Genomic DNA, 17941 nt, shown 5'->3' with positions numbered 1-17941 from the left:
TTTTTGCTGCCGCCTTTCGTGCAGCCTTAGCCCCTTTTGCTAACGGAGAGCTTGCATGTTAACCCGACGATTGTCCTGCCTGGCGCTGCTGATGGCGCTGGCATCCCCCGCAATGGCCGCGGATGCCCCCACCTACGGCGAGAAGCTGGAAGGTTTCGACTACGGCTGGCCGGTAAAACACTTTACCTTTACCTCGCAAAACCAGTCTCTGGATATGGCTTACCTGGACGTGAAGCCGGAAAAACCCAACGGACGTACCGTGGTGCTGATGCACGGCAAAAACTTTTGTGCGGGCACCTGGGACGGCACGATCCGCGCGCTGTCGGCCAGCGGCTATCGCGGGATTGCTTTCATCGCATTTATCCAGCTTTTTTCGGTTCACTATTCTGGCCGTACCCGCTGTCGACACGCTGCGTTTCCCGCTATGATGAGCGGCTAGTCTAAGGAGAACGCATGGTCTGGATAATGCTGGCAACGCTTGCCGTGGTGTTTGTGGTGGGATTTCGTGTCCTGACCTCAGATTCCCGCCGCGCCATCAAACGTTTAAGCGAACGGCTGGGGATTACCCCGATGCCGATCGAGTCGATGATTGACCAGTTCGGTAAAACACCGGGCAATGAATTTATCCGCTACCTTGAGCGGCCTGACGAGGCGCATCTGCAAAACGCCGCGCAGGTGCTGCTCATCTGGCAGGTCTGCATTGTCGACGGTAGCGAAGAGAATCTGCATACCTGGCACCGTATGCTGCGTAAAGCCCGCCTTGCCGCACCCATTACCGATGCGCAAATTCGTCTGGCACTTGGCTTTATGCGCGAAATGGAGCCCGATCCGCAGGAGCTGAACGTCTTCCAGCTGCGCTATAACCAGCTATTTCTGCCGGAAGAAGGTGTGTTTTATCTGCATTAAGCCTTTTTGCCGCACAAGATATTCTGAGCGTTCAGGATCTCCTCTCTGTTTTCATTGAGGCGAGTTGCGGCATAGATATCAATATTTAATCTCTTTGCCTCATCGTCCGTTAGTTCGCGATAGCATAGCCCCTCCTGATTGAAGGTGCATTTTGACTGAGGCAGCAGCGCAAACCCTTTCCCTCTTGCGATACGGCTTAGCATCACGAGGGAATCATCCGGCTCTTTAATACGCTTCAGCGGCGTTTTCAGCGTGTCAAAGTAGCTTTCGCATTTATCATAGAATGACGGATTAGCGCTTCTCGAAAACCAAAAAAGTGGAAGATCGCTAATGTCTTCCAGCGAGACTTTCTCTTTCAGACTGGCAGGATGTAAAGAAGGCATTGCGATGAGCAACGGTTCCTGGCAGACCCAGCGGTATTGAACAATGTCTTCATGACCCGTTCCTTTTTCCCCGGTCAGCACCAGATCCAGCATATTTTTAGACAAGCTTTGCAGCAGCTGTGCTGACGTCAGGTCGGGCGTTTCAACGTCATCTCCGGCGTTCATTTTTTGAAGCTGGGCATTTACAGGTTCAATATATTCAAAATTAAGCGTGCGCGTGAGACCGATGCGCAGATTCGTTTCTGAAGAGTGAGGATCTTCTTTTAAGCTGCTGATGTCTTTGAGTATTTTTTCTGCCTGAACGACCAAGGCTCGACCTGCTTCAGTGAGGCTAACGTCATGCGTACTGCGACTGAACAACTGACGTTTCAACACCGCTTCAAGGCATTTTATCTGACGCGTCAGAGGCGGTTGAGTCATGCGCAGACGTTCGGCAGCCTTACGAAAGTTCAGTTCATGTGCAACAGCGAGAAAGCATTGTAATTGTTTGATACTGGGCAGGTTATTGCTGATTAAATGTTCTGCTGTAGCCATACGTGGGTCCTAAATGCGAAAAGGTATTTCGTCTTTTTTCCATTTCGATATTACACGCTAAATGCTGGCAGCAAAACCCGTTTTAACAGTAATACAAAAAATATATTACAAATTTAACAATTCCAATAGTTTCCTGTATTGATAAATTTCTATCCGAATCCTCACTTAATCAATACTCGGAGTAATTATGTCGTCTAAATATGTACTGGTATCACGCTTCCCATTAAAAAACACTTTTTCTGAAAAAGAATTTACTTCCTTAAAAAGCAATGAAAACGTTCGCTACTATACCTGTGAAGAAAACGGCGTTAATGAATTGCTGGAATTACGCGCATTCAACGATATTAAAGAAATTGCATGGGTTGAAAGTGAAATGGAGTCCATGTTCCATCGTTTCTCTGAGGTTCTTTCTGCCGATATCCGTCGCGAACTGCTTAAGTTTGTTGAATCCCCAATTGATAATAAAAATAGCTTGCCACAATCAAATTATATTCAGCTCCGACACGTCGAAGTGCCTGCGCATAACTATCAGCAGTACCGTCAGTGGCGCGATGAAACCATTTTTAATGTTGTAAGAGATAACAAAGATAAGATTGAAAGTTTCGAAGCATTTCATTCACTGATCAGTGGCGTTCCGGGTGTAATGTTTATCTCCTCATTCAACGGCGATAAAGCAGCATATAAAGAAGCGTTTACCAATGCGCGTTACCAGGAAATCATTCAACAGGCTGGCGATAACTTTATTACTGGCGGTAATGACGGCCTTTATACACGTATCTATCGTGCTTGCTGTTGTTGAGGGATAATGAATGAACTGTAAAAAGTTGGTAGTTGTTGGCGATAAATTTAATGAATTTGCCAATGGTAAAGATGTACTGACTATATCTCAGCTAGAATTATTGACTCAAATCCCTGCGAATATCATTGATAAAGAACATGAAATTATTGTTGGGCAGGGCGTGCGCAAGGATTTTGCCGGAAAGGTAATTTCAAACCAGGCAAGAAATGCGATTCATGGTAATAAGTTAAAAATGTGCTCTCTGGAAAAACTGGTTAGCGACAAAAAAAATGCTTATTGCCATAAAAGACTGGAACAGAATGTACTTATAGGACCTGCGGAACAAGCTGAGCATAACCACGATCTTTATGCGATGCCGCTGTTAATCGATGAGCGTTGCGAATTGATGGCGGATCATCAGACGGGGCAGCATATTCAGGGAATGCTCCTGGTTGAAGCCAGCCGACAGGCCTTTATCGGCGTCACCGAAGAATTTATTTACCAGCAGGAAAGTGGACGCTATTACGTCATTAATAGCATGGCAATCAATTTCGCCAGTTTCCTGTTCCCTTTACCGGCGCTGGTCCACTTTGAATTTCTTGAAAAAGATATTAACGACCGCCGGGGGCGTTTCAAGGCTCAGGTTCGCGTCACTCAGCACCAAACGCTTTGCGCGACAATGGATGTCTCGTTCACCGTCTATCCTTCCGCCCTGATTACAGAGAAAGAGAAATCTCTGGCTGAGGTTGCGATGCAGGCGACCATTGTTGAGCAGCAAGGGGTGACTCAGGGGGTAACGCATGCCTGAATTACGTAGCCAGAAATACCGTCTGGCTGCGACCACGCAGGGGCCGCTTTACCCCCCTGCGGAGGTCATGGACGGGAAGGGTAATTTTGTCGTGGTTGGCATGGTGCCAGGGGATAACGGACTGCAGTGGCGAAGCGTCATTGTCTCTCCGGACAGCCCGCTTCCGGCATTTGGGGAAGTCGCACCCTATAACATTCTGTGCGATCTGGACAAGATGCCTCAGGACGCGTTGAAGGACATCATTCTTCATACTCTTCCTTTACCCATTCCGATGAACAACTATCGGATGATTTTCGCACCAGAACAGCGGCCACAGGCCAATAATGAAATAAGGCCTGGCCTGCCACTTCATGAAGGCTATATCGCGGATTATCGCAGCAGCGATGGAAAGCGAGAGATCGAGCCAGTGACCCTCGCTGCCTGGCTCGAGGCAGAGGGCTCCTTTGAGGTCACATTGTCCGAAGATAAGAAACGAGCCCGGTTCACGTTTTCGTTCCGGAGCCTTGTTCCGGATAGCGTTTACACCGTGATGAGTCTCAGGGAAAACGATCTAGCCTCGGAGGATCCGAGCAGGCCAGGTCCGCTGGGAATACCCAACGTATTTATAACCGATAGCGAAGGTAATGCCGAATATTGGGCAGAGTTAACCGATCCTTTCCCGGCTCCGGCGAGGAAAGGAAACAGAATTATTAACGTAGTCGTACTTTATATGAGCTCGCGTCAGAGCTACGGCGGGGCAATTGGCTTTTATGGTCTTGGAGGCGATATCCATGCCCATTTAAAACTCAAAGGCCGTTCCTTCGATGAATTTACAACTATAGAGTGAGAAAAATATGCCATTTGTTCATGTTATGACCTGGCCTGCGAAAGATGAAAATCAAATCATCAGACTCCAGGAAGATATTACATTTGCCGTTCACAAAAACACGGGTGCGCCGCTGGATAAAATTTCCGTGGTGGTTTCTGAAATTGCGCCTTCCCGCTGGGCGGATGCAGGCGTGTCTGGTACGGATAGAGATTTTCCGGTTAAGAGTCGAAGAAAAAACTACGAGGAATAAAGTTTGCGTAAACATGCCGCTTTTTTTGATGTTGATGAAACGCTTATAAATATTAAAAGCATGTTTGATTTCTATGATTTCTGGTGCAGGGAAAATAATCAAAACGATCGTCTTCAACGCTATATGTCTCGTTTTCGCACCGACGTGAAAAACGGCGTGCCAAGGGAAGCCCTGAACAGAGATTATTATCGTCAGTTTAAAGGTGTGTCTTGTCGTTATCTGGAAGAAATGGGTGAGAAGTGGTTCAGGCGTAAGCTGGAAAGCGAGTTTTTTATTGAGAGTGCTGTTTCAGCCCTTAAAAAACATCAGAACCAGAACATGTATACCGTATTTATATCGGGCTCTATGCTTCCGATTCTTTCACCCATTGCAAAATATCTTGGAGTAACGGAAGTACTCTGTGCGCCGGTGATAATAAATGACGCAGGTGAGTTGACGGGTGAAATCGGCCTGCCTCAAACAATTGGAACAGGTAAAAAAGACGCGCTTATCGCCTTTTGCGATGATAAAGAGATTAACCCCGTGGATTGTTATGCCTACGGCGACGATCTTTCGGATATTCCAATGCTGGAAGCCACTGGCCATCCCGTCTGTGTGGGAGAGCATTCCGCGCTTACCAGATATGCAACTGAAAAAAATTGGCACATTATTTAAATCCTTATTGAGGTAAGTAGTATGACTTCAGAACTCACTCCGCAGAATATGACGTTAAGGTCATGGCTTGCTTTATTCATTCTGGCTATTTCAACCTTTACTATTGTCACCACCGAACTGGCGCCAGTCGGATTATTAACGCCAATCGCAGAGGGGCTACAGTCTTCGGAATCTGCGGTGGGCATGACCGTGTCGCTTTATGCCTGGGTGGGGGCGTTGAGTGCGCTGTTTGCCTCCGTCTTTTTAGGGAATGTGGCCAAGAAGCGGCTTTTACTTGTGCTCACTGTGGTACTTCTGATCTCTAACGTTATGGCTGCAACGGTAAACGTCTATAGCATGCTGCTTAGCGCCCGCGTACTGGGAGCGCTCGCTCACGGCGCATTCTGGGCGATGATCGGCGCAACGGCGGTGGCTATGGTCCCTGCCAGATATATAGGGGCGGCGACGTCAATCGTATTTGGTGGTGTTTCCGCAGCAAGCGTTTTTGGCGTACCGGTATCCAACTATATTGGTATTCACTTCGGCTGGCGGCAGGCATTTTGGCTGATGGCCGCGCTGAGCGTAATTGCCTTTGTGGGTATTAGCGTTCTTGTTCCCAGGATTACCAGCAAAAGTGCGCTCGGGCTGGATGCGCTTAAAGGCGTGCTGAAATCGTCAACATTATGGAAAATTTACTCAGCAACCTTGCTGGCTGTGACGGCTCACTTTGCTGCCTTTACGTACATTGAACCCTGGCTACACACGCAGAGTTTACTGTCCACCACCATTATTCCTGCTGTGCTTTTTGTTTACGGCATCGCGGGTCTGGCAGGTAATTTCCTGACCGGCGTGTTGATTGATAAGTATCTCAAGCTGACGGTCTCTTTGTCTGTACTGCTGATCTGTGCAGTGCTGCTGTTCCTGGGCCTGTCTGGTTCCTCGCTCTCTGCTGCGTTGATATTTACCAGTATGGTTGTCTGGGGTGTCGCCGTATCAGGAATATTTGTCGGTTTCCAGACGTGGGTTTTACGTATGGCAGAGGATAAAGCCTTCCCGGCCTCCGCAATCTACGTTTCATTTTTCAATACCGCGATTGGTATCGGTGCGTCAGTCGGTGCCTGGATGGTTTCATCATTTTCAATGCCGCTCCTGTATATCGTCGCCGGTACGGCCATCGGTCTGTCCGTTCTGCTTGTCGCGGTTATTCCGGCAACGTTGACCGCAAAACAATCCCGTATGGAGAAATCTTATGAGTCAAATTAATGACCGCACGCGCTATGGCAGAGAGATTATGGACCGTCTTGAAGCGGGGCTCGCGGATAAAGTCACCCGCCGCCTGAGCGAGCTCGACCCGGGGCTGCCCGCCCTGATTACCGACTATGCGTTCGGGGATGTGGTGGGTCGTCCGGGACTGAATCTCAAAACGCGCGAAATGTTGACCGTCGCCTCGCTTGTGACGCTGGGTAATGCCATGCCGCAGCTAGAACTGCATATGCGAGGTGCGCTCAATACTGGCGTGACGCCGGAAGAGCTGCTTGAAATTGTGATACAGATGGCGGTATATGCTGGCGTTCCCGCCTGCATGAATGGTCTTACTGCATACCGCGCGGCAATAGCCGCGACGGGCCATACTTTGCCAGGACTGAAGGGAAGTGACGCATGAGTGAGATTGTTATTATTGCAGCCCGCCGCACGGCGACGGGCGCATTTCAGGGCGCGCTTGCGGAGCATTCAGCCTCTGACCTGGGAAGCCGCGTCATTCAGGCGCTCCTGAAAGAATCTGGCGTAGAAGCCAGTGATATCTCTCAGGTCATTATGGGACAGGTTCTTACTGCGGGGTGCGGCCAGAACCCGGCCCGACAGTCGGCACTGAATGCTGGATTGCCCGTAGATACGCAATGTCTGACGGTAAACAAAGTGTGCGGGTCCGGGCTTAAGGCGGTCCATCTTGGCATGCAGGCGCTGCAGACGGGTGAGGCTGAGTTTGTTATCGCCGGTGGTCAGGAGAGTATGTCCAACGCGCCGCATATCGCCACCACGTCGCGTAGCGGAACGCGGCTGGGTGATATTACTCTCAAAGATAGCCTGGTTTCTGACGGGCTCTGGGATGCCTTCAACGATTATCACATGGGTATCACGGCAGAGAATGTTGCGACGGAGTTTGGTATTAGCCGCGAAATGCAGGATGAATATGCCCTTGTCTCTCACCACAATGCGCTTGAAGCGCAGGCGCGTGGCATTTTTGAGCGTGAAATTGTCCCGGTTGAATGGCAGACGCGAAAAGGTGAAACGATCAGCGTGGAGAGGGATGAAGGACCCCGTGCAACCAGTATCGAAAAATTGACGAAACTGAAGCCTGTTTTCCGAAAAGAGGGTACGGTGACGGCGGGAAATGCTTCATCGTTGAATGACGGCGCCGCGGCGGTCCTGCTTTGTACGCGTGAGACTGCCGAAGCACGTGGCTTGCCGGTTCTGGCATCGCTGGGCGTATTTTCCAATTCCGGTATCCAACCAGCATTAATGGGTGCAGCCCCGATTCAGGCCATTGCCGACTGTCTTTCCCGCTCGGGATGGAAGCCTGAAGATGTCGATCATCTCGAATCTAACGAAGCGTTTGCCGCCCAGGCGCTGGCCGTGATTCAGCAGGCCGGGATTTCCCCGGATCGTATCAATCCATACGGCGGGGCAATCGCGCTTGGGCATGCGATAGGTGCATCCGGCTGCCGAATTTTGGTAACGCTGGTTCATTCCCTGATCCGTAATGATGCCAGGCGTGGCGTTGCCGCACTGTGCGTTGGCGGCGGGGAAGGCGTCGCGTTGAGCGTTTATCGCTAACGGCGTATCCGTAGATATAAAAAAACCGGGGAAACCCGGTTTTTTATTTTCAAGATGCTGTATCAGGCATTCACGCCCTTCATACCCTCGGCAGAATAACGATCGCCTTTAATTGCTACCCGGCGATGAAGGTTGTTCAACGATTCGATATCGCTCTTCTCAAGCACAATATCGGCAGCGCGCGCGTTCTCGGCCAGATAGCTGACGTGCTTAGTACCCGGAATGGGAACCAGCCGATCGTATTGTGCTAACAGCCAGGCAAGCGCAATCTGACCTGCGGTACAGCCGTATTTTGTCGCCAGCGGGGTAATGATATCGAGCAACTGGCGATTATGATCGAGGCTGGACTGAACAAAGCGTTCGTTATGCTTGCGGAAATCACCTTCTGCAAAATCGTTGTTGTTCAGGTATTTTCCCGTCAGGAAGCCTCTGCCAAGAGGTGAGTAGGGCACCAGGCCGATACCTAGCGCTTTCACGACCGGCAAAATGTTTTCCTCGATGTCTCGTGTCCACAGAGAATATTCTGTTTGCAATGCGGTGACCGGATGCACCGCATGCGCCCGTTGCAGCGTTGAAGCCGACACTTCGCAAAGGCCGATGTGGTTGATCTTGCCCTCTTTAACAAGGGTGCGCAGACAATCCATACTCTCTTCGATCGGGGTTGCGTTGCTCACTCTGTGAAGATAAAAGAGGTCGATGCGCTCCACGCCAAGCCGCTTAAGGGATTCGTTACAGCAGCGGATGATATAGTCCGGCGTATTGTTGATGGTACGGGCGTAGGAGTCGTCAGGAGAGCGATCGATGCCGCACTTCGTGGCGATTTTGAACTGGTCGCGAGTGTTTTTATCCAGCCCGGCAAGAAAGTGACCGATTAGCCTTTCATTATGGCCACGGCCATATAAATTTGCGGTATCAATAAACGTCACGTTCAGATCGATGAGGTTATGCAATACCTGCAGTGAACCTTTGTCATCAGTCTGGCCATAAAATTCACTCAGACCCATGGCACCGTAGCCGACGGCACTGACGGTAAGATTTTGAGATAAAGTACGTGTTTTCATAGTTTCTCCTTTTCAGACGCTATGATTGTTTCACCTCAATTGTGGTTACTGAATTTTCATTTTCGTTATGCTGAAAAGGTATCAGTCGCCGCCGCTCTGCCTTCCGAATCATTAAAAACGACAAAAGTTGTCTAAACGTTAAATTCGTCACACTTTTGATGATAAACTGCGCGACTTTTCCGCACGTTTTTATCTTCAGGTGACGCCATGACAGAACATATCCAGCCCTCGACCAGACCGCAGACCAAAGAGGTGTCGCGCCCCAACTGGTCGGCGGTTTTCTCCGTGGCGTTCTGCGTCGCCTGCCTGATTACCGTTGAGTTTCTGCCGGTGAGCCTGCTGACGCCGATGGCGCAGGATCTGGGCATTTCCGAAGGCGTGGCGGGGCAGTCCGTTACCGTCACCGCCTTTGTGGCGATGTTCGCCAGCCTGTTTATCACTCAGGTGATTGGCGCGATTGATCGCCGCAAAGTGGTCATTCTGTTCAGCGTGCTGCTGACGCTCTCCTGCCTGCTGGTCTCTTTCGCGGAAAGCTTCACCCTGCTGCTGCTTGGTCGCGCCTGTTTGGGGCTGGGATTAGGCGGCTTCTGGGCGATGTCGGCCTCGCTGACCATGCGCCTGGTGCCCGCGCGCACCGTGCCAAAAGCGCTGTCCGTTATCTTCGGCGCGGTCTCTATTGCGCTGGTGATTGCCGCGCCGCTGGGCAGCTTCCTTGGTGGGATTATCGGCTGGCGTAACGTCTTTAACGCGGCGGCAGTGATGGGTGTGCTCTGCATTATCTGGGTGTGGAAGGCGCTGCCGTCCCTGCCGGGCGAAGCGGCGCACCACAAACAGAACATGTTCGCGCTGCTCAAGCGTCCGGGCGTGCTGGCGGGGATGACCGCCATCTTTATGGCCTTTGCCGGGCAGTTTGCCTTTTTCACCTACATCCGCCCGGTGTTTATGACCATGGCGGGCTTTGACGTGGACGGCCTGACGCTGGTGCTGCTGAGCTTCGGTATCGCCAGCTTTATCGGCACGTCGCTGTCGTCCCAGTTCCTGAAGCGCTCCCTGAAGGTGGCGCTGGCGGGTGCGCCGTTGCTGCTGGCGGTGAGTGCCACGGTGCTGATTCTGTGGGGTAGCGACAAGTGGGTTGCCTCGGCGATTGCGATTATCTGGGGCTTTGCCTTTGCGCTGGTGCCGGTGGGCTGGTCGACGTGGATCACCCGAACGCTTGCCGATCAGGCGGAAAAAGCCGGGTCGATTCAGGTGGCGGTGATCCAGCTGGCGAACACCTGCGGTGCTGCCATTGGCGGCGTGGCGCTCGACCATCTGGGGCTGACGTCACCGCTGGTGATTTCCGGCACGCTGATGCTGCTGACCGCGCTGCTGGTGGCGGGGAAGGTTAAGGCGAAGTAGTGTTTTTCTCCCTCTCCCGTGGGAGAGGGTTGGGGTGAGGGCATCAGGCTACGCCGATGCCTTAACCCTTCTACGCGAATCCATCGAAATCAGCACCACCGACGACACGATCAGCAGCGTCCCCAGCCAGTCCGGCAGCGTAAACGCCACGCCAAGCAACACCACCGACAGCAGCGCGCTGCTCAGCGGCTCGGCGCAGCTCAGAATGCTCGCCTTCGGCCCGCCAATCATCTGCGCGCCCTTCAGGTACAGGCTGAACGTCAGCGCCGTGCCGATCACCACCAGGTAGAAAAACGCCAGCAGCAGGCCGCCGTCAATCACGAAAGTGGTGCCGCGCCCGGCGTAGAACGGCGTCAGCATTAACCCAGCAATCAACATGCTCCAGCCGACAATCGGCAGCGTGCCGTAGCGGGCAATCAGCGCTGACGGATAGGTTGTGTAAAACGCGGCGGCAAACGCCGAGGCGATGCCGAAGAACAGCGCGGCAGGGGAGATGGAGAGCGAGGTTGGGTCGCCGTGGGTCACCAGCAGGAAGGTACCGATCAACGACGTAAAAATCGCTGACAGGACAAACACGCCGGGACGCGTTTTCCGCGCCAGGGCGAACCACGCCACAATGATGGTCGGCGACAGGAACTGGAGCACGGTCGCCGTAGCGGCGTTGGATTTTTCAATCGTCAGCAGGAAGGTGAGCTGCACGGTGAGCGCGCCGACCAGCGAGAAAAACAGCAGGCTGAGGGCGTCTTTGCGATGTTTGATGACCGAGAAAATCTTGTCGCCGTGAACGAAGGAGAGCGTCAGCAGGATCACGCCGGTAAACAGCAGGCGAACCATGGTCAGGTAAGGCGAAGAAATGTGGCTTTTCTCCATGATGTACTGCGCGCAAACTCCGGAACTGCCCCATAAAACGGCGGCGATCAGGACGTTCAGCATCCCTTTACGTGTGGAACCCATTTTCTCCCCTGCTATGTTGTCGTTAATTGGCCAACAGCATAGCATGGTTGTGTGCGGCCTGATGCCCTCCCCCCCGTAGGCCGGGTAAGCGTAGCGCCACCCGGCATGTTGTTGACCTTAGAACCACGCCTCCCACATCGCGCCGACGTTGAAGTCGTCGAGCGTCTCGTCTTTGGTATTGTTCACGCGCGCGGTGCGTTCATTATCCACTTTGCCGCCGGTGACGTAGAAGCGCAGCATCGGACGGAACTCCGGCCCCATGGCGATAGACATGTTCTGCGACAGGGTCAGCTTCCAGCCCTTATTATCGCCGCCGTTGTCGTAATCGACGTGCTGCCAGCCTGCTTCCAGCCAGGTGGAGTGAACGTCGTTCCACCAGTGCATCGGACGCACGATGGCGTTGTAGTTCTTACGGTTGTCGGTCTTATCGCGGCTATTGTCGTAGTCGTGGAAGGCGAGGATGTACTCCACCTGCGTGGCCTGGGTGAATTTATACAGCCCTTCGAAGCTGGCGTAGACCGTGGTCAGATCTTCGGTTTTGTTGAACACGCTGTTATCCGAATTATCGGAGTAGCGGGCGATCACCTTGTTCACGCCGCTGTCGTTGGTGTGGCTCAGCACCACGCCGCCCTGCCAGGCGTTCAGGCGTTCGTCGCTTTCAACCGCTTTCGAATCAAAGCCGTAGTTGGCGTACAGCTCCATGTCGATGGGGCCGAGCTTCATGCCGTGGATTTTGGAGGTCGCGGCGTAGTTGCCCTTGTCGCCCGTGCCGGAGCCGCCGGTACAGGTGATGCGCGACGGGTTCGCTTCATCTTCCATCACTTCCGGACTGCAGGATTCGACTGCCGCCACGGCAGCCACGTCAAACTGCACGCCGCCGATGTCAAAGTTCTTCACCCCGGCGCCCTGGCCGTCGTGGTTCATCCAGAAGTAATCGTTGATGCCCTGTTGCGGACGCTGGTGGAAGTCACGACCAGCCCAGAAGTAGGCATTTGGGTTGGAGGCCATAATGTTGGTCACCCCCGCGTAGGCTTTTTTCAGGTTAACCTCGTCGCCCCAGTGGTCGATCATCACGTTGATGTCCCAGATGGCGCCGTTGTCCCCTTTGAAGGCCTTGGAGAGCTGGAATTCCCCGCCGTTACCTTCGTTACCCAGACGACCAATCGCGGACGCGCCGTTGTAGGAGCCGTCCACCGCCACGTATTTCTGATCGGCGGCCTGGAAGTGCGCCCCGTAGCGGGCGTAGCCGGTAAATTTAATCCCGAACGGGATCGCCATGTCCGGGGATTGCGCCGCGCTTTGCGGCTCGGTCACCACGTCCGCTTTTTTCGCAACCGCCGCATCCATTTTGGCCTGACGCTCGGCCAGAGCTTTATCTACCGCTTTCGCCACAATGGCGTCGATTTGCTCCTGGGTAAATTCTTGTGCGAGTACGGAAATTGGGCAAATCGCGGCGATAACCGCCATGGTTAATGGAAGTTTTTTAATCGTATTCATGGTTATCTCAATATAGTTTAATTTTATTCAGACAATAACCATCCCGCTCCGATCTGACAGAGTATGTCGCTATCATCAGAACAAGTGGATCTCTATTTAGGGTACAGAGGTATTACATTAACTTTATTTCGCCATAGACTATCTCTGATATAAATGAATTATTTCTTCAGACAGTTCACGCGCTAATAAGGAATTCATTAAATGATCCTGCGCGTGCACCATAATTAACGTCATCGGCTGGCGGCCTTCGCCCGCATCCTGCTCGATCAGTTTGGTCTGCATCTTGTGCGCCTGGCGCGCGTAGCCATCGGCTTCGTGCAGCAGGCTTTTGGCCTCGTCAAAGTTGCCCTGACGCGCCGCGTGCAGCGCTTCAAAGCACAGGCTGCGGGACTGTCCGGCGTTGACGATAATTTCCATTACGGCTTCTTCCAGTGCGATCATCATTATTACTCTTTTTCAAAACTATTATTTAAGGCGGTGGCGGCAAACCACTCTCCGCTTTTCTTAATGGTGCGCTGCTGCGTTTTTAAATCGAGCTGGATAAATCCGTAGCGGTTTTTATAGGCATTACACCACGACCAGTTATCAATAAACGTCCACATATGATAGCCAAGACAATTGCACCCTTCGCTAATCCCTTTGTGCAGCCACGTTAAATGCTCAGAAATAAACTCGATGCGGTATTGATCGTTAATCTGGCCATTTTCAATAAAGCGCTGTTCATTTTCGACGCCCATGCCGTTTTCAGAAATAAAGCAGCGAGGGTTGCCGTAATTGTCGCGCAGGTTGACCAGAATATCGTAAATACCCGGCTCGTAGATTTCCCAGCCGCGGTACGGATTCATCTTGCGGCCCGGCATCTCGTAGTTATCAAAGAACCACTCCGGCATAAACGGCGCCTGCGGGTTCACCGCGCTGTCGCGACACTTCACGCGACGCGGCTGATAGTAGTTCACGCCGAGCAGGTCGATTTTTCCTTCCGCAATCAACGCGCTGTCTTCCGGCTTGCAGGCGGGCAACTGATCGTAGGATTTCAGCAACGCCACCAGGTCCGCCGGATACTCCCCGCGCAGTACCGGGTCAAGGAAGCTGCGGTTAAACATCAGGTCCGCGATGTGCGCCGCCTTCACGTCCGCCGGGTTCTGCGAGCGCGGGTAGGACGGCGTCAGGTTCAGCACGATGCCGATCTCACCCGCGTAATGTCCGGCGCGGTAAGCCTGAACGGCTTTCGCGTGGGCCAGCACGGTATGATACGCCACGGTGGCGGCCCGGCGGAAATCCACCACGTTGGGATAGTGGAAGTCGTACAGATAACCGCCCTCCACCGGGACGATGGGCTCGTTGAAGGTAAACCAGTGCAGCACGCGGTCGCCAAACAGCTCGAAGCAGATCTGCGCATAGCGGGCGTAAGCGTCCACCACGTCACGGTTTTCCCAGCCGCCGATCTCCTGCATCGCCATCGGCATGTCGAAATGGAACAGGGTGATAAACGGCGTGATGCCCTGTTCATTCAGCTCATCAATGATCTGATTGTAAAAATCGACCGCTTCCGGGTTCACTTCACCGATACCGTCGGGGATCAGGCGCGCCCAGCTAATCGAGGTACGAAAGCTGTTGTGGTTCAGCTGCTTTAACAGCTGAATGTCCGTTTTCCAGTTTTGATAAAACGTGGAGGTCTGCTGCGGCCCCACGCCGTTGTGAAAACGGTTCGGCTCGCGGGCAAACCAGTAATCCCAAGTGGTTTCCCCCTCTCTTGCCCCTTCGGTCTGGAGAGCGGAGCTTGCGCTGCCCCACCAGAAGTTATCGGGAAATGCGTATTTCATGTCCTTTCCTCTTTGACTTAATTGCTTGCGGCTTCAGCGGTACCGACGGTTGCCTGGGCCTTCTGCTCTTCGTTTTTCATCAGCGTACGCTCATAGGCGCGCAGGAACGGCAGGTACATCAGCGCGGACATCACCATACAGACCAGGCACATTATCACCGGACTGAGCGCCCAGTTTGCCGCCCATGAGGCACCAATCGGCGCGGGGGTGGTCCACGGGGTCAATGACACCACCTGAGCCAGCCAGCCGAGCTTCGTTGCGCCGTACGCCAGGCAGGCATTGACCAGCGGAACAAACACGAACGGGATAAACAGCATCGGGTTCATGATGATCGGCGCACCGAACAGAATCGGCTCATTGATGTTAAAGAAGCTCGGCACAATGCCCATTTTGCCGATGGTGCGCAGGTGCGTGGCGCGGCTGCGCAGCAGCAGGAACGCCAGCGGCAGCGTGGAGCCTACGCCACCAATCAGCAGGTAGTGATCCCAGAAGCCCTGCAGGTAAACGTGCGGCAGTGCCGCACCTGCGGCGAGCGCCGCCTGGTTTGCGGAGAGGTTCGCCATCCAGAACGGGTTCATGATGCCGGTGACAATCAGCGAGCCGTGGATACCGGCAAACCAGAAGATCTGGCACAGCAGCACGGAGAGCAGTATCGCGGGCAGGGAGTCGGATGCGGATACCAGCGGCTCCAGCAGGTGCATGATCGCCTGCGGGATGATCATTCCGGTCTGCGCTTCAATGAACAGGTTCAGCGGGTGCAGCGTACCGATCACCACCATCACCGGGATTAGGATCTCAAACGAACGCGCCACGCCGGTGGGCACTTCCTTCGGCAGGCGGATGGTCACGTTGTTCTGCTTCAGCCACGCATAGACGCGGGTGGCGTAAATCGCGGTGATAAGCGCGGTAAAGATGCCCTGACCGGAGAGATACTGGGTCGAGATTTTACCGTCGGCATACGGCGCGGCGACCAGCAGGAAGGCCATAAAGGCCAGCAGGCCGGACATCACCGGGTCGAGGTTAAACTGACGCCCCAGGCTCGCCCCAATCCCCACCGAAATGAAGAAGGTCATCACGCCCATGCTGAGGTTAAACGGCAGCATCAGCTGTTCGCGGTAGGTCTGGGAGAAATCCAGCCAGCCGCGGGCAAAGCTGTTGGTGGTATCCGCCGAGAACGGTGGGAAGATGAACACCAGCATAAACGAGCCGATGATCATGAACGGCAGCGCGGCGGTAAAGCCGTCGCGAATGGCAATCACATACTTTTGCTGGCCGAGCTTCGCGGCCAGCGGGGTAATTGACTGCTCAATCACCGCGACCATGGATTGATATAACGAACTCATGTGAACACCTTTTAGTGTGCCGCTTCGATGAGCGACAGAGCATAGTCCAGTACTTTATCGCCACGTTGCATGCCGTAGTCCATCATATCGATGGGCTGCACCGGAATGCCTTTCGTAGCCGCCTTGTCTGAGAGTGTCTGTAACATGTATTTCACTTGCGGTCCGAGAAGTACCACCTGGTATTGCGGAAACTGCGTATCAAATTCGGAAACACCGTACGCATCAATCTTCACCGGCAAACCACGTTCTTTCGCGACATCGACCATTTTGCTGACCAGCAGGCTGGTGGACATCCCGGCAGAGCAACACAGCATAATCTTGAACATCGACAACCATCCTCTAAATGTAAATAGTTATTGCGAGGATGATTGGACATGATACGGAAACCGGTTTCCATTTATAAAAAGCAGAACTGTGATAACCATCAATATCCAATACTTATGAGGCTAATTAACCGGATGTGTGTCACATAATTTGGCTGTTTTGACATCATTTTGAGTGGAAACGGAAAATCGGTTTCCATGAAAAACGGAAACGGATATACTCCGTTCTGGCTATAATGTGAGCCGTAGCGGTTATGGAATTTGCAGGCGCGAGGTTAGCCTGCCAGGGGAAAGAGATGTCGACAATCAATGATGTATCACGTCTGGCCGGGGTGTCTAAAGCCACGGTATCGCGAGTGTTGAGTGGGTCACGTGGCGTTAAGGAAGCCAGCCGTCAGGCCGTGCTAAAGGCGGTGGATGAGCTGAACTACCGGCCTAACGTGATTGCCCAGTCGCTGCTGAGCCAGTCGACGGGCTGCATTGGGGTGATTTGCGCGCAGGAAAACATTAACCAGACCACCGGGTATCTTTACGCGCTGGAAAAACAGCTCAGCCAGCATCAAAAACACCTGCTGCTGCGCTTCGCCCATAGCAAAGCGGAAGTGATGAATGCTCTTGAAGAACTCTCCTGCGGCCTGTGTGACGACATTCTGGTGATTGGCGCCCGTTTCCCGCTGGACGTGGATATGGAAAACGTCATTCTGGTGGACTGCATGGAGGCTGATAACTCCAACAGCATTCAGTTCGATCACGCCTTTGCCGCCGAAACCGCCTGTAACTATCTGACCAGCCAGGGGCGTCGCCAGATTGCGCTGATCCACCCGCACGGCAGCGGGTTTGCCGACCAGGTGCTGCTTGGCTATAAGCACGCGCTGGAGAAAAATTTCCTGCCCTTTAATCGCAACCTCGTCTTTATGGACGCGACCTCCTCGTCCGTTGCGCTTCAGGAATTACTCAACAACGCGTCCACGCTGAACTTCAACGCGCTGCTGGTGGCGGACGAGCAGGAAGCCCAGCGGGTGATCCCGCAGCTGCAGGCGTTTAATAAATCCGTACCGGACGACATTATGGTCTTTAGCCTGGCCGGATCGCTGCACCTGCCGGGTATTCCGGTGATCCCGGCGATTGAATATTCAATGGATGCCATGGCGGCGCGTATCGTAAGCTGGCTGACGGAGAAAACGCAGATGCTCGGGTCCTATGTTCTGCGCGGGGATCTCATCATTCCGGACGTGCGGAAGCGTTAAAACATTTTCCAGGCCGGGTAAGCGCAGCGCCACCCGGCGAGAACTCAATAATCTTCCAGACAATCCACCTGACCAACCGCAGCCCAGTAGGCGTCCAGGTTGTCGCGCTTCACGGCGGTGATGGCGTTTTTGATCAGCAGCTGATTGGCCTCGGACGACAAAATCATCTCCTGCCAGGCCTTATCGCTCTGCTTTTTCTGTGGCGTACAGGTTTTCTTAATATCTTTCAGGACCTGTTGCTTAATCTGCGCCTCTTTCGCCGGATCGTCCTTTTCCTGAGCATGGACAAACGCGGCGAAGAGCAGACAAACCAGCAGGCAGACCAGGTGCGCAGCTTTCATCAACAACCCCCTTTAGACG

General features: G+C 53.2%; 20 protein-coding genes and 1 pseudogene. 12 read left to right on the top strand and 9 right to left on the bottom strand.

Features of this window, described 5'->3' with window-relative positions; all coding sequences use genetic code 11:
- Positions 1-55 precede the first annotated feature (55 nt).
- A pseudogene (locus tag ACMWL8_RS17030) lies at positions 56-349 on the top strand (alpha/beta hydrolase); the annotation flags it as partial.
- Between the two features lie 104 nt (positions 350-453).
- On the top strand, positions 454-906 hold the full coding sequence (locus ACMWL8_RS17025; RefSeq protein ID WP_045260830.1) for a DUF1198 domain-containing protein: 453 nt from the start codon (positions 454-456) through the stop codon (positions 904-906).
- Here the strand turns inward: ACMWL8_RS17025 and ACMWL8_RS17020 are convergent.
- The gene (locus ACMWL8_RS17020; RefSeq protein WP_045260829.1) at positions 903-1823 is read right to left on the bottom strand and encodes a LysR family transcriptional regulator; all 921 of its coding nucleotides are present in this window, start codon (positions 1821-1823) and stop codon (positions 903-905) included. The two genes, ACMWL8_RS17025 and ACMWL8_RS17020, sit on opposite strands and share 4 nt — an antisense overlap.
- Before the next feature lie 187 nt (positions 1824-2010).
- Here ACMWL8_RS17020 and ACMWL8_RS17015 point away from each other — a divergent pair, with 187 nt between their 5' ends.
- The 8 genes from ACMWL8_RS17015 to ACMWL8_RS16980 are packed head-to-tail and all read left to right on the top strand — an operon-like array spanning position 2011 to position 7935.
- Positions 2011-2622 (top strand): hypothetical protein, encoded by a 612-nt coding sequence (locus ACMWL8_RS17015; RefSeq protein WP_045260828.1) that lies wholly within the window; start codon positions 2011-2013, stop codon positions 2620-2622.
- A gap of 10 nt (positions 2623-2632) precedes the next feature.
- On the top strand, positions 2633-3409 hold the full coding sequence (locus tag ACMWL8_RS17010; protein WP_028014968.1) for an AfsA-related hotdog domain-containing protein: 777 nt from the start codon (positions 2633-2635) through the stop codon (positions 3407-3409).
- Positions 3402-4235, top strand: coding sequence for a hypothetical protein (locus tag ACMWL8_RS17005; protein ID WP_045260827.1), 834 nt, complete (start codon positions 3402-3404; stop codon positions 4233-4235). Before ACMWL8_RS17010 ends, ACMWL8_RS17005 begins: the two co-directional genes overlap by 8 nt.
- Before the next feature lie 7 nt (positions 4236-4242).
- Positions 4243-4467 carry a 2-hydroxymuconate tautomerase gene (locus ACMWL8_RS17000; RefSeq protein WP_041911708.1) on the top strand — a complete coding sequence of 75 codons (225 nt, stop codon included), beginning with the start codon at positions 4243-4245 and terminating at the stop codon, positions 4465-4467.
- A gap of 3 nt (positions 4468-4470) precedes the next feature.
- Positions 4471-5121, top strand: coding sequence for an HAD family hydrolase (locus ACMWL8_RS16995; protein ID WP_045260826.1), 651 nt, complete (start codon positions 4471-4473; stop codon positions 5119-5121).
- Positions 5122-5142: 21 nt separating this feature from the next.
- Complete coding sequence (locus ACMWL8_RS16990; protein WP_028014972.1) at positions 5143-6363, top strand: MFS transporter; 1221 nt, start codon at positions 5143-5145, stop codon at positions 6361-6363.
- Positions 6350-6763, top strand: a complete 414-nt coding sequence (locus ACMWL8_RS16985; protein ID WP_045260825.1) for a carboxymuconolactone decarboxylase family protein — start codon at positions 6350-6352, stop codon at positions 6761-6763. Before ACMWL8_RS16990 ends, ACMWL8_RS16985 begins: the two co-directional genes overlap by 14 nt.
- Positions 6760-7935 carry an acetyl-CoA C-acetyltransferase gene (locus ACMWL8_RS16980; RefSeq protein ID WP_045260824.1) on the top strand — a complete coding sequence of 392 codons (1176 nt, stop codon included), beginning with the start codon at positions 6760-6762 and terminating at the stop codon, positions 7933-7935. Before ACMWL8_RS16985 ends, ACMWL8_RS16980 begins: the two co-directional genes overlap by 4 nt.
- Before the next feature lie 62 nt (positions 7936-7997).
- Here ACMWL8_RS16980 and ACMWL8_RS16975 read toward each other — a convergent pair whose 3' ends face one another.
- Entirely contained in the window at positions 7998-8996 is a 999-nt protein-coding gene (locus ACMWL8_RS16975) for an aldo/keto reductase (protein WP_045260823.1), read from the bottom strand.
- Between the two features lie 207 nt (positions 8997-9203).
- Here ACMWL8_RS16975 and nepI point away from each other — a divergent pair, with 207 nt between their 5' ends.
- Positions 9204-10394 carry a purine ribonucleoside efflux pump NepI gene (gene nepI / locus ACMWL8_RS16970; protein ID WP_045260822.1) on the top strand — a complete coding sequence of 397 codons (1191 nt, stop codon included), beginning with the start codon at positions 9204-9206 and terminating at the stop codon, positions 10392-10394.
- 48 nt (positions 10395-10442) lie between these two features.
- Here nepI and ACMWL8_RS16965 read toward each other — a convergent pair whose 3' ends face one another.
- From ACMWL8_RS16965 to ACMWL8_RS16940, 6 genes are all read right to left on the bottom strand, one after another.
- Entirely contained in the window at positions 10443-11348 is a 906-nt protein-coding gene (locus tag ACMWL8_RS16965) for an EamA family transporter (protein WP_045260821.1), read from the bottom strand.
- A gap of 117 nt (positions 11349-11465) precedes the next feature.
- Positions 11466-12845 carry a carbohydrate porin gene (locus ACMWL8_RS16960; protein ID WP_241276726.1) on the bottom strand — a complete coding sequence of 460 codons (1380 nt, stop codon included), beginning with the start codon at positions 12843-12845 and terminating at the stop codon, positions 11466-11468.
- A gap of 138 nt (positions 12846-12983) precedes the next feature.
- On the bottom strand, positions 12984-13286 hold the full coding sequence (locus ACMWL8_RS16955) for a PTS lactose/cellobiose transporter subunit IIA (protein ID WP_028014979.1): 303 nt from the start codon (positions 13284-13286) through the stop codon (positions 12984-12986).
- 5 nt (positions 13287-13291) lie between these two features.
- Positions 13292-14668, bottom strand: coding sequence for a glycoside hydrolase family 1 protein (locus ACMWL8_RS16950; RefSeq protein WP_045260819.1), 1377 nt, complete (start codon positions 14666-14668; stop codon positions 13292-13294).
- A gap of 17 nt (positions 14669-14685) precedes the next feature.
- Complete coding sequence (locus ACMWL8_RS16945; protein ID WP_028014981.1) at positions 14686-16011, bottom strand: PTS sugar transporter subunit IIC; 1326 nt, start codon at positions 16009-16011, stop codon at positions 14686-14688.
- Positions 16012-16022: 11 nt separating this feature from the next.
- Entirely contained in the window at positions 16023-16337 is a 315-nt protein-coding gene (locus ACMWL8_RS16940; RefSeq protein WP_014830072.1) for a PTS sugar transporter subunit IIB, read from the bottom strand.
- A gap of 293 nt (positions 16338-16630) precedes the next feature.
- Here ACMWL8_RS16940 and ACMWL8_RS16935 point away from each other — a divergent pair, with 293 nt between their 5' ends.
- Positions 16631-17581 (top strand): LacI family DNA-binding transcriptional regulator, encoded by a 951-nt coding sequence (locus tag ACMWL8_RS16935; RefSeq protein WP_028014982.1) that lies wholly within the window; start codon positions 16631-16633, stop codon positions 17579-17581.
- 44 nt (positions 17582-17625) lie between these two features.
- Here ACMWL8_RS16935 and ACMWL8_RS16930 read toward each other — a convergent pair whose 3' ends face one another.
- Positions 17626-17922: a YicS family protein gene (locus tag ACMWL8_RS16930; protein WP_028014983.1), complete on the bottom strand. Its 297-nt coding sequence runs from the start codon at positions 17920-17922 to the stop codon at positions 17626-17628.
- Positions 17923-17941: the final 19 nt, after the last annotated feature.

This window comes from Enterobacter sp. 04-C-12-SI-ECC (assembly GCF_047530715.1).
Lineage (GTDB): Bacteria > Pseudomonadota > Gammaproteobacteria > Enterobacterales > Enterobacteriaceae > Enterobacter > Enterobacter bugandensis.
The sequence above is the reverse complement of the archived record's forward strand: the minus strand, read 5'-3'. Positions and strand labels throughout refer to the sequence as shown.

Coding starts and splice junctions, on each gene's coding strand:
- ACMWL8_RS16955 (WP_028014979.1), bottom strand. CDS start 13,286: ATGATCGCACTGGAAGAAGCCGTAATGGAAATTATCGTCAACGCCGGA.
- nepI (WP_045260822.1), top strand. CDS start 9,204: ATGACAGAACATATCCAGCCCTCGACCAGACCGCAGACCAAAGAGGTG.
- ACMWL8_RS16980 (WP_045260824.1), top strand. CDS start 6,760: ATGAGTGAGATTGTTATTATTGCAGCCCGCCGCACGGCGACGGGCGCA.
- ACMWL8_RS16935 (WP_028014982.1), top strand. CDS start 16,631: ATGTCGACAATCAATGATGTATCACGTCTGGCCGGGGTGTCTAAAGCC.
- ACMWL8_RS16965 (WP_045260821.1), bottom strand. CDS start 11,348: ATGGGTTCCACACGTAAAGGGATGCTGAACGTCCTGATCGCCGCCGTT.
- ACMWL8_RS17025 (WP_045260830.1), top strand. CDS start 454: ATGGTCTGGATAATGCTGGCAACGCTTGCCGTGGTGTTTGTGGTGGGA.
- ACMWL8_RS16960 (WP_241276726.1), bottom strand. CDS start 12,845: ATGAATACGATTAAAAAACTTCCATTAACCATGGCGGTTATCGCCGCG.
- ACMWL8_RS17000 (WP_041911708.1), top strand. CDS start 4,243: ATGCCATTTGTTCATGTTATGACCTGGCCTGCGAAAGATGAAAATCAA.
- ACMWL8_RS17020 (WP_045260829.1), bottom strand. CDS start 1,823: ATGGCTACAGCAGAACATTTAATCAGCAATAACCTGCCCAGTATCAAA.
- ACMWL8_RS16990 (WP_028014972.1), top strand. CDS start 5,143: ATGACTTCAGAACTCACTCCGCAGAATATGACGTTAAGGTCATGGCTT.
- ACMWL8_RS17010 (WP_028014968.1), top strand. CDS start 2,633: ATGAACTGTAAAAAGTTGGTAGTTGTTGGCGATAAATTTAATGAATTT.
- ACMWL8_RS17015 (WP_045260828.1), top strand. CDS start 2,011: ATGTCGTCTAAATATGTACTGGTATCACGCTTCCCATTAAAAAACACT.
- ACMWL8_RS16950 (WP_045260819.1), bottom strand. CDS start 14,668: ATGAAATACGCATTTCCCGATAACTTCTGGTGGGGCAGCGCAAGCTCC.
- ACMWL8_RS17005 (WP_045260827.1), top strand. CDS start 3,402: ATGCCTGAATTACGTAGCCAGAAATACCGTCTGGCTGCGACCACGCAG.
- ACMWL8_RS16930 (WP_028014983.1), bottom strand. CDS start 17,922: ATGAAAGCTGCGCACCTGGTCTGCCTGCTGGTTTGTCTGCTCTTCGCC.
- ACMWL8_RS16975 (WP_045260823.1), bottom strand. CDS start 8,996: ATGAAAACACGTACTTTATCTCAAAATCTTACCGTCAGTGCCGTCGGC.
- ACMWL8_RS16985 (WP_045260825.1), top strand. CDS start 6,350: ATGAGTCAAATTAATGACCGCACGCGCTATGGCAGAGAGATTATGGAC.
- ACMWL8_RS16940 (WP_014830072.1), bottom strand. CDS start 16,337: ATGTTCAAGATTATGCTGTGTTGCTCTGCCGGGATGTCCACCAGCCTG.
- ACMWL8_RS16945 (WP_028014981.1), bottom strand. CDS start 16,011: ATGAGTTCGTTATATCAATCCATGGTCGCGGTGATTGAGCAGTCAATT.